This window comes from Citrobacter sp. CFNIH10 (assembly GCF_002934585.1).
In the GTDB taxonomy this organism is placed as follows: domain Bacteria; phylum Pseudomonadota; class Gammaproteobacteria; order Enterobacterales; family Enterobacteriaceae; genus Citrobacter_A; species Citrobacter_A amalonaticus.
Genome location: NZ_CP026216.1, coordinates 1,597,840 through 1,623,980, shown reverse-complemented (window position 1 = coordinate 1,623,980; position 26,141 = coordinate 1,597,840). Strand labels below are relative to the sequence as shown.

Genomic DNA, 26,141 nt, shown 5'->3' with positions numbered 1-26,141 from the left:
CGCTCCCTTTTTAATTATTCAGCGCTTCTCAGGGAGATTTCTCCCCCAACCCACGGTTTTATAATACCATCCTGTTCCAGAAGTAATGCGCCCTGCGCATCGATACCTCGTGAAATACCGTATATTTCTTTGTCACCGATAATCAGTTTAACCTGGCGATTGATAAAGTTATCCAGCTTTTCCCAACGGGAAAGATAAGGAGCCAGTCCTTCTTGCTCAAATAACTCCAGCGCGGTACGTAATTCACGAATGAGCCTTGCCGCCAGCGTATTGCGATCGAGCGTAATCCCAGCTTCCTGCAACGTAATCCATCCCTGATTCACCACGCCTTCTTCCACACGGCGCATTGCCATGTTAATGCCGGCGCCGATGACGATCTGCGCAGCATCGCCCGTCTTACCCGTTAACTCAACCAGGATCCCCGCCAGTTTGCGATCCAACAGGTAGAGATCGTTAGGCCACTTCACCCGTACCTTGTCCGCACCCAGATCACGCAGAACCTCAGCCATTACGATACCGATCACCAGGCTTAAGCCGATCGCGGCGGCCGGCCCCTGCTCCAGACGCCAGAACATTGAAAGATAAAGGTTTGCGCCAAAGGGGGAAAACCACTTACGTCCACGACGTCCACGACCTGCCTGTTGGTATTCCGCCACGCAGGCATCGCCAGACTGCAATAGATCGATGCGGTCCAGCAGGTACTGATTGGTGGAATCAATAACCGGCAGCACAGCCACCGTGCCGCAATCCAACTGACTGTAGATGCGGTCAGAATCCAGCAACTGAATCGGCTCCGGTAAACTGTATCCTTTGCCTGGCACGGTAAAGACATCAACTCCCCAGTCACGTAGAGTCTGGATATGTTTATTGATGGCCGCCCGGCTCATCCCCAACTGTTCACCCAGTTGCTCACCGGAATGAAACTCGCCATCGGCCAGTAAGGAGATAAGCATCAGAGGAACGGTATTATCCTTCATGCAATGATCTCCACAGCATTGACTTCGCCACTCTGCCCGATGAAGCGTACTTCAGGCTCCAGCCAGACGTTAAATTTCTCACCGACTTTCGCACGCACCAGGTGCGCGAGATTGACCACATCTTCGCTTGTCGCGTTAGCCGCGTTAATAAGTACAAGCGCCTGTTGACGATGTACGGCTGCCCCTCCGATACCCACGCCTTTCAACTCACATTGGTCAATGAGCCAGCCAGCCGCCAGTTTTACTGAACCATCAGGTTGAGGGTAATGAGGGGCATTCGGAAACTGAGACAGCAGTGCCTCAACCACATCCTTTGCCACGACGGGGTTTTTAAAAAAGCTGCCCGCATTACCGTTCACTTTTGGATCGGGCAGTTTTGTTATACGCATATGGCAAACCGAATCAAACACCTGCTGGGGCGTTACCGTGGCCGGATCCAGACGCGTCAGGTCGCCATAGGTCAACACTGGTTGCCATTGCTTAGTCAGACGTAACCCCACCGCAACGATCGCGTAGCGATCCTGGTATTCATGTTTAAAGATACTGTCACGATAGCCAAAGCGACATTCCGCCGCACTCACGCGCCGCGATTTTCCTGTCGCCAGCTCAACACAGTCAACATAATCACACACTCGCTGGAGCTCCACGCCGTAAGCACCAATATTCTGGATCGGTGAAGACCCTACGCAGCCGGGGATCAGCGCCAGGTTTTCCAGCCCCGGCATGCCAAGACGTAGTGTATGCTGAACCAGATGATGCCAGTTTTCACCCGCACCGACATGCAATAACCACGCGTCTGGTTGCTCTGTTACTTCAATGCCTTTGATACGATTAACGATCACTGTCCCGCGGAAGGCGTCAAGGAACAGGACGTTACTCCCTTCACCCAGTATCAGTACCGGCTGATGCAACGCATTGGCAGATTGCCAGGCGCTAAGTAGTTGTTGTTCATTTTCGGCGCAAACAATCTCATTGGCATTTTGATCGATGCCAAAAGTATTCCAGGATTTAAGGGAGTGATTCATAGAGGCTTTCCTGATGCAAAATCGCGGTTAGTTTACCGCATATGCCGCAGTATGGCTTGTATTATGGCGGGATGACGTTATTCGATAAAATGATCCGACCGATGACGGATGCAAAAAAGCCCATCCGTCAGGATGGGCTCTTCACTTGTTTGATGCCTGGCAGTTCCCTACTCTCGCATGGGGAGACCCCACACTACCATCGGCGCTACGGCGTTTCACTTCTGAGTTCGGCATGGGGTCAGGTGGGACCACCGCGCTACAGCCGCCAGGCAAATTCTGTTAATCTGTATCAAGCTGAGTTGAATGCGTCATCTCTTCGCCGAAACAGCTTCGGCGTTGTAAGGTTAAGCCTCACGGTTCATTAGTACCGGTTAGCTCAACGCATCGCTGCGCTTACACACCCGGCCTATCAACGTCGTCGTCTTCAACGTTCCTTCAGGACCCTTAAAGGGTCAGGGAGAACTCATCTCGGGGCAAGTTTCGTGCTTAGATGCTTTCAGCACTTATCTCTTCCGCATTTAGCTACCGGGCAGTGCCATTGGCATGACAACCCGAACACCAGTGATGCGTCCACTCCGGTCCTCTCGTACTAGGAGCAGCCCCCCTCAATTCTCCAGCGCCCACGGCAGATAGGGACCGAACTGTCTCACGACGTTCTAAACCCAGCTCGCGTACCACTTTAAATGGCGAACAGCCATACCCTTGGGACCTACTTCAGCCCCAGGATGTGATGAGCCGACATCGAGGTGCCAAACACCGCCGTCGATATGAACTCTTGGGCGGTATCAGCCTGTTATCCCCGGAGTACCTTTTATCCGTTGAGCGATGGCCCTTCCATTCAGAACCACCGGATCACTAAGACCTGCTTTCGCACCTGCTCGCGCCGTCACGCTCGCAGTCAAGCTAGCTTATGCCTTTGCACTAACCTCCTGATGTCCGACCAGGATTAGCTAACCTTCGTGCTCCTCCGTTACTCTTTAGGAGGAGACCGCCCCAGTCAAACTACCCACCAGACACTGTCCGCAACCCGGATTACGGGCCCACGTTAGAACACCAGCCATTAAAGGGTGGTATTTCAAGGGCGGCTCCACACGAACTGGCGTCCGCGCTTCAAAGCCTCCCACCTATCCTACACATCAAGGACCAGTGTTCAGTGTCAAGCTATAGTAAAGGTTCACGGGGTCTTTCCGTCTTGCCGCGGGTACACTGCATCTTCACAGCGAGTTCAATTTCACTGAGTCTCGGGTGGAGACAGCCTGGCCATCATTACGCCATTCGTGCAGGTCGGAACTTACCCGACAAGGAATTTCGCTACCTTAGGACCGTTATAGTTACGGCCGCCGTTTACCGGGGCTTCGATCAAGAGCTTCTCCTTACGGATAACCCCATCAATTAACCTTCCGGCACCGGGCAGGCGTCACACCGTATACGTCCACTTTCGTGTTTGCACAGTGCTGTGTTTTTAATAAACAGTTGCAGCCAGCTGGTATCTTCGACTGATTTCAGCTCCACGAGTAAATCGCTTCACCTACATATCAGCGTGCCTTCTCCCGAAGTTACGGCACCATTTTGCCTAGTTCCTTCACCCGAGTTCTCTCAAGCGCCTTGGTATTCTCTACCTGACCACCTGTGTCGGTTTGGGGTACGATCTGATGTTACCTGATGCTTAGAGGCTTTTCCTGGAAGCAGGGCATTTGTTGCTTCAGCACCGTAGTGCCTCGTCATCACGCCTCAGTGTTAAAGTGAACCGGATTTACCTGGAACACACACCTACACGCTTAAACCGGGACAACCGTCGCCCGGCCAACATAGCCTTCTCCGTCCCCCCTTCGCAGTAACACCTGGTACAGGAATATTAACCTGTTTCCCATCGACTACGCCTTTCGGCCTCGCCTTAGGGGTCGACTCACCCTGCCCCGATTAACGTTGGACAGGAACCCTTGGTCTTCCGGCGAGCGGGCTTTTCACCCGCTTTATCGTTACTTATGTCAGCATTCGCACTTCTGATACCTCCAGCATGCCTCACAGCACACCTTCACAGGCTTACAGAACGCTCCCCTACCCAACAACACTTAGTGTCGCTGCCGCAGCTTCGGTGCATGGTTTAGCCCCGTTACATCTTCCGCGCAGGCCGACTCGACCAGTGAGCTATTACGCTTTCTTTAAATGATGGCTGCTTCTAAGCCAACATCCTGGCTGTCTGAGCCTTCCCACATCGTTTCCCACTTAACCATGACTTTGGGACCTTAGCTGGCGGTCTGGGTTGTTTCCCTCTTCACGACGGACGTTAGCACCCGCCGTGTGTCTCCCGTGATAACATTCTCCGGTATTCGCAGTTTGCATCGGGTTGGTAAGCCGGGATGGCCCCCTAGCCGAAACAGTGCTCTACCCCCGGAGATGAATTCACGAGGCGCTACCTAAATAGCTTTCGGGGAGAACCAGCTATCTCCCGGTTTGATTGGCCTTTCACCCCCAGCCACAAGTCATCCGCTAATTTTTCAACATTAGTCGGTTCGGTCCTCCAGTTAGTGTTACCCAACCTTCAACCTGCCCATGGCTAGATCACCGGGTTTCGGGTCTATACCCTGCAACTTAACGCCCAGTTAAGACTCGGTTTCCCTTCGGCTCCCCTATTCGGTTAACCTTGCTACAGAATATAAGTCGCTGACCCATTATACAAAAGGTACGCAGTCACCCCATTAAAGAGGCTCCCACTGCTTGTACGTACACGGTTTCAGGTTCTTTTTCACTCCCCTCGCCGGGGTTCTTTTCGCCTTTCCCTCACGGTACTGGTTCACTATCGGTCAGTCAGGAGTATTTAGCCTTGGAGGATGGTCCCCCCATATTCAGACAGGATACCACGTGTCCCGCCCTACTCATCGAGTTCACAGCACATGCAATTTTGTGTACGGGGCTGTCACCCTGTATCGCCGGCCTTTCCAGACCGTTCCACTACCACACATGCTGATTCAGGCTCTGGGCTGCTCCCCGTTCGCTCGCCGCTACTGGGGGAATCTCGGTTGATTTCTTTTCCTCGGGGTACTTAGATGTTTCAGTTCCCCCGGTTCGCCTCGTTAACCTATGGATTCAGTTAACGATAGTGCAACGAATTGCACTGGGTTTCCCCATTCGGACATCGCCGGTTATAACGGTTCATATCACCTTACCGACGCTTTTCGCAGATTAGCACGTCCTTCATCGCCTCTGACTGCCAGGGCATCCACCGTGTACGCTTAGTCGCTTAACCTCACAACCCGAAGATGTTTCTTTCGATTCATCATCGTGTTGCGAAAATTTGAGAGACTCGAACACACCATTGACAGTGTGTCGTTTCAATTTTCAGCTTGATCCAGATTTTTAAAGAGCAAAACTTCGCAGCGCACCCTTTCAGGTACACTCTGAAGTTTTCTTGATTACGTTCTACAGTATGGTGGAGCTATGCGGGATCGAACCGCAGACCTCCTGCGTGCAAAGCAGGCGCTCTCCCAGCTGAGCTATAGCCCCATACAGTGTAGTTAAAACCTCATCCCCAATTCGTTTCCGGGCGCGGCGTGGTGAAGCGAAGCATACGTAAAGTATGTGAGCTTTGCCACAACAAAGCACGGGAGCGAATTTGGTAGGCCTGAGTGGACTTGAACCACCGACCTCACCCTTATCAGGGGTGCGCTCTAACCACCTGAGCTACAAGCCTGTAGAGGTTTTACTGCTCGTTTTTCATCAGACAATCTGTGTGGGCACTACAAAGGCAGGTTCTTTAAGGTAAGGAGGTGATCCAACCGCAGGTTCCCCTACGGTTACCTTGTTACGACTTCACCCCAGTCATGAATCACAAAGTGGTAAGCGCCCTCCCGAAGGTTAAGCTACCTACTTCTTTTGCAACCCACTCCCATGGTGTGACGGGCGGTGTGTACAAGGCCCGGGAACGTATTCACCGTGGCATTCTGATCCACGATTACTAGCGATTCCGACTTCATGGAGTCGAGTTGCAGACTCCAATCCGGACTACGACATACTTTATGAGGTCCGCTTGCTCTCGCGAGGTCGCTTCTCTTTGTATATGCCATTGTAGCACGTGTGTAGCCCTGGTCGTAAGGGCCATGATGACTTGACGTCATCCCCACCTTCCTCCAGTTTATCACTGGCAGTCTCCTTTGAGTTCCCGGCCTAACCGCTGGCAACAAAGGATAAGGGTTGCGCTCGTTGCGGGACTTAACCCAACATTTCACAACACGAGCTGACGACAGCCATGCAGCACCTGTCTCACAGTTCCCGAAGGCACCAAGGCATCTCTGCCAAGTTCTGTGGATGTCAAGACCAGGTAAGGTTCTTCGCGTTGCATCGAATTAAACCACATGCTCCACCGCTTGTGCGGGCCCCCGTCAATTCATTTGAGTTTTAACCTTGCGGCCGTACTCCCCAGGCGGTCTATTTAACGCGTTAGCTCCGGAAGCCACGCCTCAAGGGCACAACCTCCAAATAGACATCGTTTACGGCGTGGACTACCAGGGTATCTAATCCTGTTTGCTCCCCACGCTTTCGCACCTGAGCGTCAGTCTTCGTCCAGGGGGCCGCCTTCGCCACCGGTATTCCTCCAGATCTCTACGCATTTCACCGCTACACCTGGAATTCTACCCCCCTCTACGAGACTCAAGCCTGCCAGTTTCGAATGCAGTTCCCAGGTTGAGCCCGGGGATTTCACATCCGACTTGACAGACCGCCTGCGTGCGCTTTACGCCCAGTAATTCCGATTAACGCTTGCACCCTCCGTATTACCGCGGCTGCTGGCACGGAGTTAGCCGGTGCTTCTTCTGCGGGTAACGTCAATTGCTGCGGTTATTAACCACAACACCTTCCTCCCCGCTGAAAGTACTTTACAACCCGAAGGCCTTCTTCATACACGCGGCATGGCTGCATCAGGCTTGCGCCCATTGTGCAATATTCCCCACTGCTGCCTCCCGTAGGAGTCTGGACCGTGTCTCAGTTCCAGTGTGGCTGGTCATCCTCTCAGACCAGCTAGGGATCGTCGCCTTGGTGAGCCGTTACCTCACCAACAAGCTAATCCCATCTGGGCACATCCGATGGCAAGAGGCCCGAAGGTCCCCCTCTTTGGTCTTGCGACATTATGCGGTATTAGCTACCGTTTCCAGTAGTTATCCCCCTCCATCGGGCAGTTTCCCAGACATTACTCACCCGTCCGCCACTCGTCAGCAAAGCAGCAAGCTGCTTCCTGTTACCGTTCGACTTGCATGTGTTAGGCCTGCCGCCAGCGTTCAATCTGAGCCATGATCAAACTCTTCAATTTAAGTTTGATGCTCTTAGAATTAAACGTCGTAATGAATTACGTGTTCACTCTTTGAGACTTGGTATTCATTTTTCGTCTTGCGACGTTAAGAATCCATGTCACTCTGAGTGCCCACACAGATTGTCTGATAAATTGTTAAAGAGCAGTGCCGCTTCGCTTTTTCTCAGCGGCGCGGGGTGTGCATAATACACTTTCCCGCTTCAGAGTCAAGCATTTATTTCGCTTTTCTCTGTTGGTGTTCATCACTGGTTTTCACCGGAGAACCCCGCTGACCCGGCGGCTTGCGTGCCGTTGTTCCGTGTCAGTGGAGGCGCATTATAGGGAGTTATTTCGGGCTGACAAGGGGAAATTTAAAATAATTTTCCGAGTGCGTAATATTTACCCAAAACAGCGTTAAACCGTCAGTTTTTCGAGCGATTCAAAGCCATAGCGCTGCAAAACGGGCAATAATTGCTCAGTTTCTGGCGTCATCGCCATGCAATAGGCAATGTTGGCATCTGCTGATTTCGCATCCGGCGCTTCATGTTCCAGTAGCCAGGCAGTACGTCGTGCAATGGCCGCCCCGGAATCGACCAGTCGCGTTCCTTCAGGCAGAACCTGTAAGAGTTCTTCCTGCAACAGGGGAAAGTGGGTGCAGCCAAGTACCACGGTATCAGGCGGCTCCGGCATCCGCAGCCATGGGCGCAGGATCCGTTGTAGTTCTTCCAGCGGCACGGGCTCGCCGTGCAACTTCGCTTCCGCCAGTTCCACCAGCTCTGCGGACCCCAGCATGGCTATCTGGCACTCATTGGCAAAGCGCGCGATCAGTTCATGCGTATAAGGGCGCTTCACCGTCCCGCGCGTGGCCAGAAGCCCGACAACCCCGTTCGCCGTCAGACGCGCCGCCGGTTTGATCGCCGGTACCACGCCCACAACCGGGAAAGCGAACTTCTCACGTAAGGCAGGAAGAGAGACCGTGCTGGCCGTGTTACAGGCGATAACGGCCAGAGAAAGAGGATAACGCTGCTGTACCGCCGTCACGATCTCAACAACGCGCTCAACGATAAATGCCTCGCTCTTCTCCCCATAAGGAAAAGCCACGTTATCGAAAGCATAGATATAGTGGAGATCCGGCAGGAGATGCCGAATCTCATCATAGACCGACAACCCACCGACACCGGAATCAAATACCAGCACGGTGGGGCGTGGATCAGAAGGTGTAGCTGCCAGACAAGGTGTATTCCCGTCCTGCAGTTTGGTAGCCATAAACTGTCTCGTAATCTTTATCGAACAGGTTGGCTATTTTACCACGAACTGTGAGATGTGAGGTGACTGGATATGAAAGTCCGAGGTCCCACACGCTCAGCCCGCCCATTTTCACCTTCCGGGAATTGTCGTAGTCGTAATCGTAACGCTCGCCAATATACTGATAGGTCACATCCCAGCCCAGATCGTAGACCTGTCCGCTGAGCTCGTACTTCACCTGCTGTTTAGCGCGACGATAAAGCGGCTGATCGGTTTCATCATCACGCGGATCAACATACTGCAACGTTAAGCGATGATCGACCGGCCCGGTCGTCAGGTTCCCGGTCCATTCCAGGCCTTTGATGGTCGCGGATTTGACGTTGAAGTAGGTATTGTTGTTGTAGTCGATCAGGTTCTGAATTTTGTAGCGATAGGTCGACAGACGCCAGTCAAGCGGGCCGGTCAGCCCTTCTAATCCGGCTTCCCACTGCTTCGACTCTTCCGGCTTCAGGTTTGGGTTAGAGGCGATCCCAAAACGCTCCGCACCAAACTGTTGCCCCAGTGAAGGCGCAAGGAAGCCCGTGCCATAGGAAAGCGTCACTTTATAGTCATCAACAAACTGCCATCCCGCCGCTGTTTGCCAGGTACCATGCCAGCCGAACTGGTCGTCATGGTCTTCACGGCCCGACGCTTCCAGCGTCACGCTATCAATCTGCTGTTGCCCGGTGAGATAGAGGCCCGTGTTATCACGCTTATAGTTGTCTGTCCCATACTCGCCGAAGGACATCAGCTTTTCTTGTTTCCAGTCGACACCAGCACTGACAGCGCCGTGCCCGACAATAACGTTGTTGCCCCACTGGACGTAGCGCTGTTCCATATCATCAAGGCTATAACCTGTGGCATAGCGCCCATTCAGGCTGCTGTAGTTATAGTCCTTAATTCGCTGGTAGTTAGCGACCAGTTGTGACGAGTAGATTCCAGAATTGAAGCGCAGCCCCGTATCCCACGACTGAGTGTAATTCTGGTGCTCGTCGTTTCCGCCGTCATATCCCCAGTTCCCCTGGTCGTAATCGGCATTACTGGCATAGCCGTAGCCACGAAAGTAACCATCGAATTGATCGTTAAATTTGTGCTCAACGCCACCCCAGAAGAGTTTATTGCGATAACCATCGCGATCGCTGTCGCCGCTATAGCTGGAACGCGGCTGAACGTCGAAGCCTTTGGTGGTCTGATAAGCCCCGGCCGCGGTTACCACGGTATCGCCAAAACGCTGGCGGTACGTACCGTCATATTGCTGATAACCTTTTGACCCCACGCCAGCATTAATCTGCGAACGTTCCTCACCCGTCATAGTGATGATGTTCACTACGCCGCCAATCGCGCCAGAGCCATAAATGGCTGAGCGCGGGCCACGGATATACTCAATGCGCTGCACCAGCGACACCGGGATCTGGTCAATATCGGAATTATTCGTAATGCCCGGACGGGCGACCGGAATACCATCGACTAACACCAGAACGTGTTTCGCTTCGGTACCCCGCACAAACAGAGAAGAGCTTTGCCCCATGCCGCCATTCTGGGCGACATCCACGCCTGGCAGGCGGCGCATGACATCCAGAACGGTTCGGGACTGCCAGCGTTCGATATCCTCGCGGGTGACAATATCGGTCGGGGCCAGAACGGTATTAACAGGTTGTTGAAAACGGTTTGCTGTCACGACAAGCGTGTCAGGGGTGGCATCCTGTGCCCAACCCGAAAAAGCCGCGACGGAGAGCGCCGTCAGCAGCGATGTTTTTTTAATCATTGTAAAGCATCCACAATATAAGAAGGATGCCGCAGGTCCCACCGATAGTACGCGATGATGAAAACCAGTTGCGACGTTAGCCGGCAGGTCTTCGGGCTTGGAAGGTTATCCACGGATATAAGAGATGAAGACTTCCCACCCAACAGGCAGTGTCTGCTTACGCTCTCATCTCACCTTTCCTTACCGCTGCGCGTCAGCTCCAGATTTACACTGGATTCCCTATTAACTCACAGGACCGGCACACGGATGCTACAGTTTGTAACATCTTACTGTCCAGCGTGTTTGTTAAATATGAGAGATCATCAATGACTGGACATCTGTTGAGCAATCCCTACAATCCCCGCGTACTTTTATTTTTCAGGATACATCATGACCCCCGAACACCTTCCGACAGAACAGTATGACGCGCAGCTCGCCGAAAAAGTGGTGCGCTTGCAGAGTATGATGGCGCCCTTTTCTGACCTTGTCCCGGAAGTGTTTCGTTCGCCGGTCAGTCACTACCGTATGCGTGCTGAATTCCGCATCTGGCACGATGGCGATGACCTCTATCACATCATTTTTGACCAACAGAGCAAAAGCCGAATCCGCGTCGACAGCTTCCCTGCGGCGAGTGAACTGATTAACCAGTTGATGACCGCGATGATCGCAGGCGTGCGCGACAACCGCGTGTTGCGCCATAAACTGTTCCAGATTGATTACCTCACCACCATGAGTAATCAGGCAGTGGTTTCGCTGCTGTATCATAAAAAGCTGGACGACGAATGGCGTGAAGCCGCCGAAGCGCTCCGCGACGCCCTGCGTGCGCAGAACCTGAACGTGCATCTGATTGGCCGCGCGACAAAAACCAAAATCGAGCTGGATCAGGACTACATTGATGAACGTTTGCCAGTTGCGGGCAAAGAAATGATCTATCGCCAGGTTGAGAACAGCTTTACGCAGCCAAATGCGGCCATGAACATTCAGATGCTGGAGTGGGCGCTGGATGTCACTAAAGGCTCGAAAGGCGACCTGCTTGAACTGTACTGCGGTAACGGCAACTTTTCTTTAGCGCTGGCACGCAATTTTGACCGTGTGCTGGCCACCGAAATCGCCAAACCGTCTGTTGCCGCCGCGCAATACAACATTGCGGCGAATCAGATTGATAACGTGCAGATTATCCGCATGGCGGCGGAAGAGTTTACGCAGGCAATGAACGGCGTGCGCGAATTTAACCGCTTGCAGGGTATCGATCTGAAAAGCTATCAGTGCGAAACGATTTTTGTCGATCCGCCCCGCAGCGGCCTGGACAGCGAAACGGAGAAAATGGTACAGGCATATCCGCGCATTCTGTACATCTCCTGTAATCCGGAGACGCTGTGCAAGAACCTGGAAACGTTAAGCCAGACGCATGACGTATCACGTCTGGCGCTGTTTGATCAGTTTCCGTATACGCACCATATGGAGTGTGGGGTGTTGTTGACGGCGAAGTGAGTGTCATAACCGGATGATGACGCAAAGCGTCTCATCCGGCATCTCCTCTTTATTCCGACACTTCCTGCTTGCGATTACGCATTTTCACGCCGATCCAGAAGACCAGAATGACCGACAGCACCGCCGGGAAGAAGTTGGAACCGATATCCGGATATTCCGCGCGCACCACGGTGCTGTAAAGCAGAACGCCGAGAATAAAGCAGGCGGCAGCCAGACCCGGTAAACCCACAGGCATGGTGCGATTCAAATAACGTTGATGCAGACAGTACACCGTCAGCACCAACGAGATAATCGGAAATACAGAAAACGGCACGATGGAGCTAAACAGCGCCGCGAATGTGCCATTGATTGACAAGCCAGCGACCAGCGCCAGCAGCAGCGTACCTTTATCCTGAACTGACTGTTTCATTACTCTTCCTTCACGTTACCCGGAATGAGGGGCATCTTCTCTTGTTCACGGCGATACCAGTAATACGCACCTTTCGAAATCATGCGCAGTTGCAGTACCAGTCGCTCTTCTAACTGCCGACGCTGTTCCGCGCCCACGTCCAGCGCTTCGGCGCCTGCACTGAAGACAATCGTCACCATCGCTTCGGCTTGCGCTTCAGTAAACGCACGCGGCATATGGTTTTCGATTTCCAGATAGTCCGCAAGTTCCGCGATGAAGTGCTGAATTTCTCGCGCAACGGCAGCACGGAACGCCGCTGAGGTGCCAGAACGTTCACGCAATAATAAACGGAAGGCGTTGGGGTTGTTACCGATGAACTCCATAAATGTGGAGACCGAGGTGCGGATCACACTCCCGCCCTTGGCGATACGCTGACGAGCCTGGCGCATCAACTGACGCAACATCAGACCGCTTTCATCAACCATGGTCAGGCCGAGCTCATCAACATCACGGAAATGACGATAAAAGGAGGTTGGCGCAATGCCCGCTTCACGTGCGACTTCACGCAAACTGAGACTGGCGAAGCTACGCTCCGCGCTCAGTTGACTAAATGCGGCTTCTACCAGCGAACGCCGGGTTTTTTCTTTTTGCTGCGCTCTAACGCCCATCACGATGTCTGAATCCTTCCGTATGCCTTGTCCGGCACTATACCAGAGTTCAAAGTTAATCTGTTTGTTCAGCTTTGTGAATGATTGTTTACGCGCAGTTTGTGCTTCGGCTTCGCAAAAAAGCACAACGATAATTGGGTTATCCCGGCAATGATGTTACTATTCTGTTGCTTTTATGTATAAGAACAGGTAAGCCTTACCATGCCACATTCCTACGATTACGATGCCATAGTTATAGGTTCCGGCCCCGGCGGCGAAGGCGCTGCAATGGGTCTGGTTAAGCAAGGAGCTCGTGTTGCCGTTATCGAGCGTTATCACAACGTTGGCGGCGGTTGCACCCACTGGGGCACCATCCCGTCAAAAGCGCTCCGCCACGCAGTCAGTCGTATTATCGAATTCAATCAGAACCCCCTTTATAGCGATCATTCCCGCCTGCTTCGTTCCTCATTCGCCGATATTCTCAACCATGCCGACAACGTGATTAATCAGCAAACACGGATGCGGCAGGGTTTTTATGAGCGTAACCACTGCGAGATCTTGCAGGGTAACGCCCATTTTGTTGACGAACACACGCTGGCGCTGGAATGTCATGACGGTACGGTTGAAACCCTGACAGCAGAGAAATTTGTCATTGCCTGCGGATCGCGCCCTTATCATCCGGCAGACGTGGATTTCTCGCACCCGCGCATTTATGACAGCGATTCGATCCTCAGTCTGCACCACGAACCGCGCCATGTGATTATTTATGGTGCCGGAGTGATTGGCTGCGAATATGCGTCGATCTTCCGCGGAATGGAGGTCAAAGTTGATCTCATCAACACCCGCGACCGTCTGCTGGCGTTCCTCGATCAAGAGATGTCCGACTCCCTCTCTTACCACTTCTGGAACAGCGGCGTCGTCATTCGCCACAATGAAGAGTATGAGAAAATCGAAGGCTGCGACGATGGCGTGATCATGCACCTGAAGTCCGGTAAGAAACTGAAGGCCGACTGCCTGTTGTATGCCAATGGTCGTACCGGCAACACCGATTCTCTGGCGTTACAGAATATCGGTCTGGAAACCGACAGCCGTGGTCAGCTCAAGGTCAACAGCATGTACCAAACCGCGCTGCCGCACGTTTACGCGGTGGGTGATGTGATCGGTTACCCGAGCCTGGCGTCCGCAGCATACGACCAGGGACGCATTGCCGCCCAGGCGCTGGTGAAAGGGGAAGCGAACGCGCACCTGATCGAAGATATCCCGACCGGCATTTACACCATCCCGGAGATCAGTTCCGTGGGCAAAACCGAACAGCAACTGACGGCGATGAAAGTGCCTTACGAAGTGGGCCGCGCTCAGTTTAAACACCTGGCGCGCGCGCAAATCGTTGGCATGAACGTAGGTACGCTGAAGATTTTGTTCCATCGGGAAACGAAAGAGATTCTGGGGATCCACTGCTTTGGTGAGCGCGCAGCCGAGATTATTCACATCGGTCAGGCGATTATGGAGCAGAAAGGTGGTGGTAACACGATTGAGTACTTCGTTAACACCACCTTTAACTACCCGACGATGGCGGAAGCCTATCGGGTAGCGGCGCTAAATGGCTTAAACCGCCTTTTTTAACGCCTTGTCGAAATGGCCATCCATCGCACCGCGGATGGCCTCTGCCAGTTGCTCATAGCGACTACGCAGCGGTGATCCTGGACGATACACCAGCCCCACCGTACGACGCGGCTCAGGCTTAATGCAGGGCAGATATACCACGCCATCACGTTTGCGTTCTTGCGGAACCGCCAGTGCAGGCAGCAGGGTAATACCGCTTCCTGCCGCTACCATGTTACGCAGCGTTTCCAGACTGGTCGCACGGAAGTGGGTGTCTTCGTCAGCACCGGCTTCAAAGCAGAATCCCATCGCCTGATCGCGCAGACAGTGACCGTCCTCCAGCATCAGCAGTTTTTCGCCTGCCAGATCGGACATCGGCACGCATTCGCGATTCGCCCACGGGTGATCTTCGTAGATCGCCAGCAGCATCGGCTCGTCGAACAACGGCACTTCGATAAAGGCCTCGCTCTCTTTCACCAGCGCCAGGATCACGCAGTCAAGCTTGCCGCTATCCAGTTGCGCCAGCAGCTGATGGGTCTGCGCTTCATGCAGATACATTTCCAGCTTCGGGAAAGTCTGGTGCAGCATCGGGATAATATGCGGCAGCAGGTAAGGACCGACAGTGGGAATCAAACCAATGTGCAGCGGACCTGACATGGTTTCGCCCTGTTGGCTTGCCATCTCCTTGAGCACTTTGACCTCACGCAGCACGGTACGCGCCTGATCCACCAGCAGTAAACCCGCCTGGGTGAACAGCACTTTACGACTCGTACGCTCCAGCAGCATCACGCCCAGCTCATCTTCCAGCTTGCGGATTTGTCCGCTCAGCGTTGGCTGACTAACGTGACAGGAGTCCGCCGCGCGCCGGAAGTGGCGATGTTCGGCTAATGCCACCAGGTATTCAAGATCACGAATATTCATTATTCATCCTCCATCGCCACGATAGTTCATGGCGATAGGTAGCATAGCAACGAACGATTATCCCTATCAAGCTTTCTGTCTGATAATCCATCACAGAAACGGAGCAGTCTCGTTTAACCCTTGAAGCCACTGCCCGTTCAGAGAGTCTCTCTCTACCCAAATAACGAAAGCCAACGTGAACTTTTGCGGACCCCGTGGTCCGCATTTTTTTTTGCGTAAAAAAGCCAGGCATCGTGCCTGGCCGGAATGAAGTTAATCAGCGTTATATTGCACTCAATGCATCCGCAACGCGTTTGAATTGCGCAAACCGGCTACGCAGCATGTTGTGCTTTACGGCATTCGGCTCAAGTCTGATCACCGACGGCAGAGTGGCGTTAATCGCCTGTGCGAATCCTGCATAATCCCCCACGCCAACGGCCGCACACATCGCCGCCGCCCGGCACCCGGACTGCTCGACATCGACAATTTCAAGCGGCAGATTGCTGGCATCGCAAAACATCTGCATCCAGATGCGCGAATGCGTTGGCCCGCCGGTAAAACGAATCGCCTGGGTTGCGCCGTTGAGTTGCAGCATCCGGTCCTGATGCAGTAAATGAGAAAATACGATGCCCTGATAGATAGCGTAAACCATGTCTGACGCATCGTGATGCCCTGCCAGCCCGAAAAAGCCGCCGCTTAATGAGTCGCAATAGTTTGAGCCGTACAGCCACGGGAAAAACAGAATGCTGTCTGGCTTCTGATACCCCTGCTCCGCCCACCGGTTAAGCGTATCGTGATCGTTCGCCAACGCCGGGAAAAAATGGTTGATAAACCAGGTCAGATTACTGGCGGAAGTGGGGCTGCCTTCATGCGCAAAATACTGCCCAGGAACACTGAATTTACCCCACACATAGGGATAATCCGCCGGAATAATGCGATCGAATACCCGGGTAGCGATAGACCAGGTGCCCGCTACCGCACTGAGGTGCGAGCTGTCATGCACACCGGAGGTGATGGCTGCGCCAACCACGTCAAAGACCCCGCCGAACACGGGTGTACCTGCCTTCAACCCGCATAACGTAGCGGCATCGGCGGTCACATAGCCAGCGAGATCGGCAGAACCTATCACCCCCGGCGTGCAGTGCACCATCTCCTCAATGCCAAACAGGGCGAACAGCGCGGGATCGAACTCATTACGCTGCTGATTAAACAACTGGCTCCCGGAGATATTGGTCTCTTCACAGGCAAGGTTATCCGTCAGGCAGTAACGAATATAATCGTGCGCCATCAGGATGTGGCCCGTCCGCGCGTAGTTCTCCGGCTCATGCTGTTTCAGCCAGGCCAGCAGCGCTGCCGGATGAGAAGGCCATAGCTGTTGCAAACTGAGCGGGTACGCCTGGCGATCGACACCCTGCGCCTTCCAGCTTGCCACCAGCGGTTGCGCCCGGGAATCTGAAGAGACGATGCCATTACGGACGGGTTTGCCCGACTTATCGACCAGGTAAAGTCCTTTACCGTGTGCAGAAAAGCCAATCCCGCGGATCTGTTCCGCCGCAATATGGCTCTCGGCCAGCGCGCGCTGAATCACGAGACATGTGGTGGCCCAGAGCGCGTTCATATCGCGCTCACAACACCCCACCTGTGGGCTCAGCAGCGGCAAGGTTTGGGCCGCAACGGTGACTTCTCTACCTTCGGCGGTATAAATCCCCGCTTTGGTGACTGTGCCGCCCAAATCAATGCCGATAAAGTAATGGCTCATCGTTATCTCCTTAACCTGCCATGAGCGGCCGTTCGTCATACCACCCAGCTGCCTGCATCTTGCTCTCTATCCACTGGCGCGCATGGATAATTTCTAACAACGGCTCGGCGGACTTTTCCGTCCACATCTCAATCAGGAAGGTTCCCCGATAGTTAAGGCGGCGTAGCGTTTTGAACAGCTTGATAAAGTCCACACACCCTTCGCCAAAGGGCACATCGCGGAATTGCCCGGGCGAATCCGGCGTCACCGGGAATGTGTCTTTGAGATGGATCGCGGCAATACGGTCGATGCCTTTCGCCAGTTCGCTCTCCAGTTCGTTACCCCAGGCAGTTAAGTTGCCGACGTCCGGGTAAACGGTGAACCACGGCGAGTTAATTTTTTCATCCAGCACTTTCCATTTGCTGATGGAATTGATGAAAGGCGTATCCATGATTTCCACGGCACACATCACCTGCGCAGCTGCAGCCTGCTCCGCGGCCCAGGCCATCGCATCTTCGAACCAGGCGATAGTCTCTTCATTCTGTGGCTCATAATAAACGTCATAACCGGCAAGCTGGATGGTCCGTATCCCTAGATCCTGCGCCAGTCGCAGTGCTTTTTGCATGATGGCACTCGCCTGCTGGCGAGTCTGACTATCGTGGCTGCCGAACGGGAAACGGCGATGGGCGGATAAGCACATCGTTGGAATGCGCACCCCGGTTTTCTGGATCGCGCTGATGATTTCCATACGCTCTGCCAGTGACCAGTCGAGACGTGCCAGCCGCTCTTCGCTCTCATCCACCGACATTTCGACAAAATCAAAACCGCAGGATTTTGCCAGTGCCAGTTTTTCTACCCAACTGGTGTTTCCGGGTAGCGCCTTTTCATAAATACCTAACGGGTGGCTACGCATTATCTTCCCTCACGAGTGGCCAGTTGTTGTAACGCTTTTCGGCTGTGATTCATGGCGCGCTGTGCCTGCCATTTTTGCTTAAAGAATTTAAACGCCAGCGCTGCTATCAGCGTGATACCCCAGACCGCCAGATTGAAATGCAGGCTGAGGCCTAACAGGCTCAGGCCGGTGGCGATCACCTGCAGCACCAGCAAGGCGCAAAAGACGTGGCTGACTTTGCCTGAGCCGCCGAAGGGATCGGTGCCGCCCAGCACAATCGCCAGTACCGTCAGCAGCAGATAAGAATCGCCATAGCCCATACGGGCGGAGTTAAAACGGGCCAGCATAATCAGCCCGGCCAGCACACACAGCAGGCTGGAAATCGCGTAAATCGCCATTAACACACGGTGGGTGCGAATGCCGCTAAACCAGGTCGCATTGATGTTGCTGCCGCACATATAGATGATTTTCCCGGTACGGGTTTTGCCGAGGAATAGCGCCAGGCCCAGGGTAGCGACGATAAAAATCACCATCGGCACCGGAATGCCAAAGATCACTTCCGACCCGATACTGCGCACCACCGGTGGCATACCGCTTAGCGCCGCGCCTTTAGTCAGGTAAACGCCGATGCCGCTGATAATGGTCATGCTGCCCAGCGTCACCAGAATCGGGTGCGCGCCCACGCGGGAAATAATGGTCCCGGTGAGCGCGCCGATCGCCATGGCGATCGCCATCGCACCCAGCAGCGCCAGAAACAGCCACCACAGTTGCATACCGGTAGACGCGTCAGCCGGCACATACTGGATCAGCAGCCAGGCCATAAACAGGCTGGTCAAATTCGCGGTACCGATAATCGCCAGATTCAGACCGCCGCTCAGCATCGGGACAAACATCGCGAAGGTCAGTAGCCCCAGTTCCGGTAGCTGAAAGGCGATACTCAGAAAAGTGTTGTCGGTAAAAAAACGCCCTGGCATCGCCAGACTGAACGCCGCCACGGCGAAGAAACAGATCGCCAGCAACCCTGAGCTGGTGCCATCAAGCGGTAAAAATGCCTGCTTTTTCATTTCAAGCCCCCTGTCAGACGAATCCAACGTCCGTTTCTTTACGTTTTTTGTAGTGGGTGACGCAGATAGCCGAGACAATCACCACGCCGATGACGATATTCACGAAGTAGCTGGAGACGCCGATCAGGTTAAGACCGTTTTTGAGGATGCCGATCAGAAAGACCCCCATTAGCGTGCCGATCACCGAACCGCGCCCGCCGGACAAACTGGCTCCGCCCAGCACGGCGGCAGCCAACACATCGAGTTCGCCGCCCACCAGCGCGTTAGGCACCACTTCACTCATGCGGTAGGCCTGTAGCATTCCGCCAATGGCGGCGGCGGCGCCAAGATACCCGTAGGCAAACAGATAAATCAGCGATACCCGGATACCGATACGTCGTGCCGATTCGGTACTGCCGCCCACCGCATACAGCTGGCGGCCAATATGGGTTTTATTCATCAGCATCCAGGTGAAACAGGCCATCGCCAACATCACCACCAGCGGCAGTCCGACCTGGTAGGTTTCTCCTTCAAAACCAAAACTAAACAGCGATCGCTGGGTGATCCACCAGTCCGGCAGGTCATAGATGCTGTGGCCGTTGGTCAGCCACATCAGCATGCCGAACAACAGCGACTGCATACTGATGGTGATGATGATGGAAACCACATTGAGGTAATAAATCAGGATCGCGTTGATCAGGCCAAATATCACACCCAGCGCGATAGCAAACCCCAGGCACAGCAGCGGGCTGGTCATGGTGCCGCTGAGCAACAGGGACGCCACCACGTACTGAACCACCGACGCCACGGCGGCGAAGGAAATATCAATCCCCCCGGTAACCAGCACCACAAACAAGCCGAGGGCGAATATCCCCGTCACCGCGTAGCTTTCGGTGAGATCGAGCAGGTTCTGGATTGACAGGAACTCATTACTCATCAGCGAAAAAAACGCCAGCATCAGGACGATGACCCAGCCCAGCCAGCCTTCCACCGACCGTGGAAACCGGAGCGACAATACATTAGCCATTAATCACCTCCGCCAGCTGCTGCTCGGTATAGTCCGCAGGCAACAGCTCGTTAATAATTTTCCCGCGCTGCATATGGAAAATACGATCGCAGTTGTAATACGCCTCTGGCGCTTCATCGGTAATCAGCAGCACGGAAATACCGACGCCGGAAAGGCGGTGGATAAGCTGATAAATACTGTCTTTCGCGCCAATATCGACGCCGACGGTCGGCGCATCAAGGATCAAGACTTTGGGGCGGGTTAAAATCCATTTTGCCAACACCACTTTTTGTTGGTTGCCGCCGGACAGCGTCGAGAGCGGGTTATCGGGATTGGCGACTTTAATATCCAGATCCTGGATCCACTCCTGAACGAGGGTAGCCTGCCGTTTTTCGTCAATAACATGCCACGGCGTTTTTAACCGGTTAAGGATCGAAAGCACCATATTGTCGCTGACCGACTGCGGGAGCACCGCGCCCAGCGTCAGGCGGTCTTCAGAGACATAGGCAATGCCCAGTTTCGCGGCCTGCGTATTGTCTTTGATGATGACTTTTTTCCCTTCCAGATAAATCTCTCCGCTATCCGGATGGGTAATGCCAAAAAGACTTAACGCCAGCTCTGTTCGCCCTGAGCCTAACAATCCGCACAGTCCCAGCACTTCACCCTGGTGAAGCTTCAGTGAAATATCCTCGAACTGCCCTTTCCGACTGAGCTTATTCAGTTCCAGCACCACTTTTCCTTCCACGCTGTTCGGCAGCTTTTTCTGATGGACAATCGTTCTGCCGGTCATCAGTTCGGTAATACGCGACGGGGTTAGTAAATTCGCCGCCCAGGTGCCAATGATTTCGCCATCGCGGATCACGGTAATACGGTCGGAAATCTCTTTCACTTCATCCAGACGATGGCTGACAAACACCACGGTGATATTTTTATCGCGCAGATAATTGACCGTGCGCAGTAGTTGGTTAACTTCAGTACGCGTCAGCGACGCCGTAGGCTCATCCATAATCACCAGCCGGGCATCGGCCACCAGCGCGCGGCAAATCGCCACCTGCTGGCGCTGGGCAATCGGTAAATGCTGAACCTGCGCGTCCGGATCGAGGGAGAAATGTAATTCGTGGATAATTTTTAGCGCCAGCGCTTTCAGACGGGCTTTGCGGTGCCAGCCAAAATAGCCCTTGAGATTTTCTTCAAAGGCAATATTTTCCGCGACCGTGAGGTTCGGGAATAACGACAGATCCTGATAAATAACCTGAATGCCTAACTCACGGGCTTTATCCGGCGAGAGTCTGGACCAGGATTTATCATCAATAATAATTTCGCTACCGGCATCCGGGATATACACACCGCACAGGGTTTTTATCAGCGTACTTTTACCACAGCCGTTCGCTCCGGCCAGACAGTGGACTTCGCCTTTATTTAACGTGAGATCAATATTCTTTAATGCCCGATGACCGCCAAAACTTTTGCTTAGCGACTTAAACGTCACCAACGGTTCACCGGCATTTCGTTCTGCAATATGCGGCATCATGCTGTTCCTGAAAACGACCAAAGGATTTCCGGGCCGGTTGGCGGCCCGGTGATGCGACCAGAAATTACAAACCTAACTTCACTAAACGCCGGGTATTTTCAACATCAAGCTTTTCGGGGTTATCGCTCAGGATGGTGTTGTTCTGGACTTTGATTTCGCCCATATCGCCGATTTTGACGCCGTCTTTAATCGGTTCGCCGTTCATCATCGCCGTGGCGACCTGAACGAAAACTTTACCGGCGATCATCGGGTTAGAAATGTAGCCGCCGTCAATCGCGCCTTTCTCCAGCAATTTAATGCCCTGACCCGGAGTGAAGGTGCCGAACACGCAAATCGCATCGTTTTTCTTACGCTTATCAATCGCGCGGCCTGCGCCAATCGGGCCCTGAGAACCGAACGACATAATGCCTTTGAGATCTTTGTATTTGGACATCAGGTCATTCGCAGTGCGCATGGAATCGTCCACCGATTCCGCCACGCCAAAGCGATCTTCCACCAGGGTCATTTTCGGGTAGTGTTCTTTTTGATAAGCAATCGCGGCATTGGCCCAGTCATTCACCAGCGGTACCGTCAGGCTGCCGACAAACATGGCGTATTTGCCCTCTTCCCCCATGCACTTCGCCATATCTTTCATATGATTGGCGCCCATGGTTTGGGTGTTCAGCAGCTCAAAATCCCAGTCAGCATTAGCCTGATCAGGTGATTCATGGGTAATCACTTTGATACCGGCTTCCTGGGCACGTTTAAGTACCGGCTCCAGCACTTTCGCATCGTTCGGCACCACGCCAATCACATCGACTTTCTTAGCGATTAAATCTTCAATGGCCCGCACCTGCTCGGCCGGGTCTGCCGTCGTTGGGCCAACCTGCCAGGCATTAACGCCGAGCGCCTTGCCCTCTTCTTTAATCCCTTGTTCCATCACGTTGAACCAGGGAATCCCGCCGACTTTCACAACCACGCCCATGGTAAAAGGCTTGTTGGCTTTTTGCGGCGCCGTGGATTGTTCAGCCCACGCGGCGGTTGATGACAATGCAACAGTAATCAGGCAGGGTAAGAGTAATTTTTTCATCGTAATTTCCTTAAGAAATAGCTTCAGACGCCAGGAATACCCAATAAAAATTGGCCTGACTTTTTATTTATTTCGACTTTCCTCTGGCATTGGCAGAATAACCAGACAGGTGTCATGATTATTCAGATAACGGCTAACACATACTACTTATCGACTTCCACCACATTTAGCTGTGGGTATTGCGCACGATAACGTTGATCAATACAGCTATTGGTGACCATAATATCGATTTCATCCAGCATACATATTTTACTGAAGGCGTATTGTTCAAATTTACTGGAATCCACCAGAAGGATCTTTTGCCCGGAAACCTGTAACATAACCTGTTTTAATCTGGCATTTATTTCACTGCCATCACGTATGCCATTTTCCAGATTTACTCCCTGACAGGAAAAGAAAAAACTATTAATTTGAAAATTTCGAATAGCACTCTCGGCAACGGGTCCATGGAAATCATCGTGGCGTTCAGAATACTCACCCCCAATACCGATAATGCGCACTTTATCCCGACAGGCCAGCGCCTGGATAATGCGTAGCGAATTGGTCACCACGGTAATATCAATGTCCGGAATTTGCCGGGCCAGAAACCAGCAGGTACTGCTGTTGTCCATCAGAATGCAATCGCCGGAATGAATAAACTGTAACGCTGCCTTGGCGATTTTAGTTTTGATATCAGGATGTTCCTCGGTACGCTTGCGAAATGATTCGGCGCGGTCCACGCTGCTCGCCTGCCATGCCGTCCCCTCTATCGCCGCTGCCGTCGCCTCTGGCGCATCCAGAGAAACCGCGCCGCCAAAGCTGCGGGTCAATCGTTTGTTACGTTCTAATACTCTCAGATCCCGGCGAATGGTTTCCGGTGATACCTGACATAATTGCGACAGCTCCGTTACCCGCACCGCCCCTTGTTTTTGCACATGGGCACAAATCATTTTGTAACGTTCTGCCTGCAGCATAATAGGGATCCGCTAAGTATCATTTTACATGGTCTTATAATTAACGTTTCCACCCGGAATTAAAGTGATTAATTTCAAGAAATATTCCATTGAAAAAGCCCGCGAACAATTGAACGATACTCATCACAATAAACAATGAAATAACAGCAACCAGTCAACATGTAAGGTGATAAAACTCACAAAATACGCTTATTTTGCACGCCTGCCGTAACCTGAAAACACGCAAACAAACATAAATGGTCATCTTAGGATTGACCAAATATGCCCGAATGTGACCGAGTATGACTTTTTCTTGCCATGACGCGCCTGACTACGTTTTACATCCTATTTATTCGGCGTAATTTAAATAAAAACGCGGCACATATTTTATGTTATCCATCGTTAAGTCATTAATGCTGTTAAATAACATGCTTCCTATATTCTGGAGTCAACAATGAATACGTTAAAACAACACGTTCTCGAGGCGAATTTATCCCTGCCTGCGCATAAACTGGTAACGTTTACCTGGGGTAACGTCAGCGGAATCGATCGTGAAAAAGGTATTATGGTCATCAAACCTTCCGGAGTGGAATATAACCATATGGGTCTGGAAGATATGGTGGTGGTGGATGTACAAAGCGGCAACGTTATTGAGGGAAATAAAAAGCCATCATCAGATACCGACACGCATTTAGCGCTCTATCGCGCTTTCCCGACGATTGGCGGCATCGTACATACGCATTCCCGACACGCCACTATCTGGTCGCAGGCCGGAAAAGACTTAATGGCTTTAGGCACCACGCATGCGGATTATTTTTACGGAACCATTCCTTGCACGCGCCCGATGCATGACGAGGAAATTAATGGCCGCTATGAATATGAAACTGGCAGCGTGATTATCGAAACCTTTGCGCAGCGCGGGCTTTCACCGGAACAGATCCCGGCGGTACTGGTCAACAGCCATGGGCCTTTCGCCTGGGGTTCTGATCCTGCTAACGCCGTGCATAACGCCGTGGTACTGGAAGAAATCGCTTATATGAATTTGTTTACTCAGCAGTTACAACCTCAAATTCCCGCCATGCAACCCACGCTGCTGGATAAACATTTCCTGAGAAAACACGGCGCGAATGCTTATTACGGACAGTAATCTTCGCGTGATGGCATAAAAAAGCCTGGCATCTCGCCAGGCCAGATAAGCCAGAATACCCGTTATGCCAGACGCGCCTTCGCGTAGCTGATCGCTTGTGCGATCTGCTGCGGAGACACCCCGCCCTTCGCGGCACGTTTGTCCAGACACGACTGCAGAGAGAGGATCGGGTATACGTCATCGCCAATGACGCTACTGAATTTCTGCAGATCGGCGAGCGGCAGGTCTTCCAGCGGTTTCCCCTGACGAATCGCCTCAACAACCGTTTCACCGACGATGTGGTGCGCTTCACGGAACGGCACGCCTTTCGCGACCAGATAATCCGCCAGTTCAGTGGCGTTAGCGTATCCTTGCTGCGCCGCTTCCTGGCAACGCGGACGTTTCACCTGAATGCCGTCCAGCACCAGCGCAGCCATATGCAGGCAGTCCAGCCAGGTGTCGAGCGCGTCGAACAAGCCTTCTTTGTCTTCCTGCATATCTTTGTTGTAGGCCAGTGGAAGTCCTTTCAGCGTCATCATCATGCCCGTCAATGCGCCCTGCACACGGCCACATTTACCGCGAATCAACTCCAGCGCGTCCGGGTTTTTCTTCTGCGGCATCAATGAAGAACCGGAGGTCACGCGATCGGAAAGCTCAACAAAGCCCGCTTCACCGGTGTTAAAGAAAATCAGATCTTCGGCAAAACGCGACAGGTGCACCATACCGATAGAGGCGTCGGCCAGCAGTTCCAGCACGTGGTCACGATCGGAGACGCTGTCCAGACTGTTACGCGTGGCCGAGGCAAATCCCAGCCAGCCCGCCAGCTGTTCACGATCGATTTCATAGGCGGTCCCGGCCAGCGCGCCACAGCCTAATGGGCTAACGTCCAGACGCTTTAACGCATCCTGCAGACGGCTTTCATCACGCGCCAGCATTTCGACATACGCCAGGCACCAGTGCGCAAACGTCACCGGCTGCGCACGTTGCAGGTGGGTATACCCCGGCATCACCGCATCCTGGTTATTTTCCGCCGTCTCGACCAGTGCGCTCTGCAACTGACGATTGGCGGTAAGCAGTTCGGTTACCGTCTCTTTGCACCACAGTTTCAAATCGGTAGCGACCTGGTCATTACGGCTACGCCCGGTATGCAGCTTTTTACCTAACTGACCGACTTTGTCGATCAGTTTGCCTTCCACCCAGCTGTGAATATCTTCGGCATCGCTTTCGAGGATCTGCTGCGGATTAGCGCGAACCTCTTCCAGCAGTACGTTCAACGCCTCTTCGAGCTGAAGTTGTTCGTCAGCGGTCAACACGCCAACGGTAACCAACGCTTTGGACCAGGCCACAGAGCCAACAATATCCTGCTCCGCCAGGCGGTAATCAAAGCGCAACGAATCGTTGAACTGTTTGAACCGCTGATCTGCTGCCTGAGTAAAACGCCCACCCCAAAGTGCCATAACGAATT

18 protein-coding genes, 2 tRNA genes, 3 rRNA genes and 1 riboswitch are annotated in these 26,141 nt (G+C 53.1%); of the genes, 3 read left to right on the top strand and 20 right to left on the bottom strand.

What is annotated here, in order from left to right; genetic code table 11:
• Positions 1–14: 14 nt before the first annotated feature.
• The 9 genes from birA to btuB all read right to left on the bottom strand — a co-directional run bounded on the left by birA (position 15) and on the right by btuB (position 10,332).
• Positions 15–977 carry a bifunctional biotin--[acetyl-CoA-carboxylase] ligase/biotin operon repressor BirA gene (gene birA / locus C2U53_RS11220; protein WP_090050955.1) on the bottom strand — a complete coding sequence of 321 codons (963 nt, stop codon included), beginning with the start codon at positions 975–977 and terminating at the stop codon, positions 15–17.
• Entirely contained in the window at positions 974–2,002 is a 1,029-nt protein-coding gene (murB, locus tag C2U53_RS11215; protein WP_044268480.1) for a UDP-N-acetylmuramate dehydrogenase, read from the bottom strand. Before murB ends, birA begins: the two co-directional genes overlap by 4 nt.
• Positions 2,003–2,156: 154 nt before the next feature.
• Positions 2,157–2,272, bottom strand: a 5S ribosomal RNA gene (gene rrf, locus C2U53_RS11210).
• 70 nt (positions 2,273–2,342) lie between these two features.
• Positions 2,343–5,249, bottom strand: a 23S ribosomal RNA gene (locus C2U53_RS11205).
• Positions 5,250–5,430: 181 nt separating this feature from the next.
• Positions 5,431–5,506, bottom strand: a tRNA-Ala gene (locus C2U53_RS11200).
• Between the two features lie 110 nt (positions 5,507–5,616).
• Positions 5,617–5,693 (bottom strand) — tRNA-Ile (locus C2U53_RS11195).
• 69 nt (positions 5,694–5,762) lie between these two features.
• Positions 5,763–7,304, bottom strand: a 16S ribosomal RNA gene (locus C2U53_RS11190).
• Together the 16S, 23S and 5S rRNA genes with 2 tRNA genes alongside form the textbook arrangement of a ribosomal RNA operon.
• 393 nt (positions 7,305–7,697) lie before the next feature.
• Complete coding sequence (gene murI / locus C2U53_RS11185; protein WP_042998964.1) at positions 7,698–8,549, bottom strand: glutamate racemase; 852 nt, start codon at positions 8,547–8,549, stop codon at positions 7,698–7,700.
• Entirely contained in the window at positions 8,494–10,332 is a 1,839-nt protein-coding gene (btuB, locus tag C2U53_RS11180) for a TonB-dependent vitamin B12 receptor BtuB (RefSeq protein ID WP_104445908.1), read from the bottom strand. Before btuB ends, murI begins: the two co-directional genes overlap by 56 nt.
• Positions 10,333–10,396: 64 nt before the next feature.
• A riboswitch (cobalamin riboswitch) is annotated at positions 10,397–10,587 on the bottom strand.
• Between the two features lie 114 nt (positions 10,588–10,701).
• Between btuB and trmA the strand changes: the two genes are divergently transcribed.
• Entirely contained in the window at positions 10,702–11,802 is a 1,101-nt protein-coding gene (gene trmA, locus C2U53_RS11175) for a tRNA (uridine(54)-C5)-methyltransferase TrmA (RefSeq protein WP_044265235.1), read from the top strand.
• A gap of 49 nt (positions 11,803–11,851) precedes the next feature.
• Here the strand turns inward: trmA and C2U53_RS11170 are convergent, their stop codons facing one another.
• Positions 11,852–12,211: a YijD family membrane protein gene (locus tag C2U53_RS11170; RefSeq protein ID WP_042998961.1), complete on the bottom strand. Its 360-nt coding sequence runs from the start codon at positions 12,209–12,211 to the stop codon at positions 11,852–11,854.
• Positions 12,211–12,861, bottom strand: coding sequence for an HTH-type transcriptional repressor FabR (gene fabR, locus C2U53_RS11165; protein WP_043001797.1), 651 nt, complete (start codon positions 12,859–12,861; stop codon positions 12,211–12,213). The genes C2U53_RS11170 and fabR overlap by 1 nt, the downstream gene beginning before the upstream one ends.
• Before the next feature lie 198 nt (positions 12,862–13,059).
• Between fabR and sthA the strand changes: the two genes are divergently transcribed.
• Entirely contained in the window at positions 13,060–14,460 is a 1,401-nt protein-coding gene (sthA, locus tag C2U53_RS11160; RefSeq protein ID WP_042325654.1) for a Si-specific NAD(P)(+) transhydrogenase, read from the top strand.
• Here sthA and oxyR read toward each other — a convergent pair.
• The 8 genes from oxyR to C2U53_RS11120 all read right to left on the bottom strand — a co-directional run bounded on the left by oxyR (position 14,443) and on the right by C2U53_RS11120 (position 23,571).
• Positions 14,443–15,360 (bottom strand): DNA-binding transcriptional regulator OxyR, encoded by a 918-nt coding sequence (oxyR, locus tag C2U53_RS11155; protein ID WP_042998960.1) that lies wholly within the window; start codon positions 15,358–15,360, stop codon positions 14,443–14,445. The two genes, sthA and oxyR, sit on opposite strands and share 18 nt — an antisense overlap.
• 262 nt (positions 15,361–15,622) lie before the next feature.
• Positions 15,623–17,098, bottom strand: coding sequence for an FGGY-family carbohydrate kinase (locus tag C2U53_RS11150; protein ID WP_042998959.1), 1,476 nt, complete (start codon positions 17,096–17,098; stop codon positions 15,623–15,625).
• A 10-nt stretch (positions 17,099–17,108) separates the two neighbouring features.
• Positions 17,109–17,990, bottom strand: a complete 882-nt coding sequence (locus C2U53_RS11145; protein WP_104445907.1) for an L-ribulose-5-phosphate 3-epimerase — start codon at positions 17,988–17,990, stop codon at positions 17,109–17,111.
• On the bottom strand, positions 17,990–19,033 hold the full coding sequence (locus tag C2U53_RS11140; protein WP_042998957.1) for an ABC transporter permease: 1,044 nt from the start codon (positions 19,031–19,033) through the stop codon (positions 17,990–17,992). Before C2U53_RS11140 ends, C2U53_RS11145 begins: the two co-directional genes overlap by 1 nt.
• Before the next feature lie 13 nt (positions 19,034–19,046).
• Positions 19,047–20,039: an ABC transporter permease gene (locus tag C2U53_RS11135; protein WP_042998956.1), complete on the bottom strand. Its 993-nt coding sequence runs from the start codon at positions 20,037–20,039 to the stop codon at positions 19,047–19,049.
• Positions 20,032–21,549, bottom strand: a complete 1,518-nt coding sequence (locus C2U53_RS11130; RefSeq protein WP_044265230.1) for a sugar ABC transporter ATP-binding protein — start codon at positions 21,547–21,549, stop codon at positions 20,032–20,034. Before C2U53_RS11130 ends, C2U53_RS11135 begins: the two co-directional genes overlap by 8 nt.
• Positions 21,550–21,613: 64 nt before the next feature.
• The gene (locus C2U53_RS11125) at positions 21,614–22,618 is read right to left on the bottom strand and encodes a substrate-binding domain-containing protein (RefSeq protein ID WP_042998953.1); all 1,005 of its coding nucleotides are present in this window, start codon (positions 22,616–22,618) and stop codon (positions 21,614–21,616) included.
• A 143-nt stretch (positions 22,619–22,761) separates the two neighbouring features.
• Positions 22,762–23,571 carry a DeoR/GlpR family DNA-binding transcription regulator gene (locus C2U53_RS11120; RefSeq protein ID WP_042998952.1) on the bottom strand — a complete coding sequence of 270 codons (810 nt, stop codon included), beginning with the start codon at positions 23,569–23,571 and terminating at the stop codon, positions 22,762–22,764.
• Between the two features lie 433 nt (positions 23,572–24,004).
• Here C2U53_RS11120 and araD point away from each other — a divergent pair, with 433 nt between their 5' ends.
• Positions 24,005–24,697: an L-ribulose-5-phosphate 4-epimerase gene (araD, locus tag C2U53_RS11115; RefSeq protein WP_044257499.1), complete on the top strand. Its 693-nt coding sequence runs from the start codon at positions 24,005–24,007 to the stop codon at positions 24,695–24,697.
• Positions 24,698–24,759: 62 nt separating this feature from the next.
• Here the strand turns inward: araD and argH are convergent, their stop codons facing one another.
• On the bottom strand, positions 24,760–26,133 hold the full coding sequence (gene argH / locus C2U53_RS11110; RefSeq protein ID WP_061069497.1) for an argininosuccinate lyase: 1,374 nt from the start codon (positions 26,131–26,133) through the stop codon (positions 24,760–24,762).
• Between the last annotated feature and the right edge of the window lie 8 nt (positions 26,134–26,141).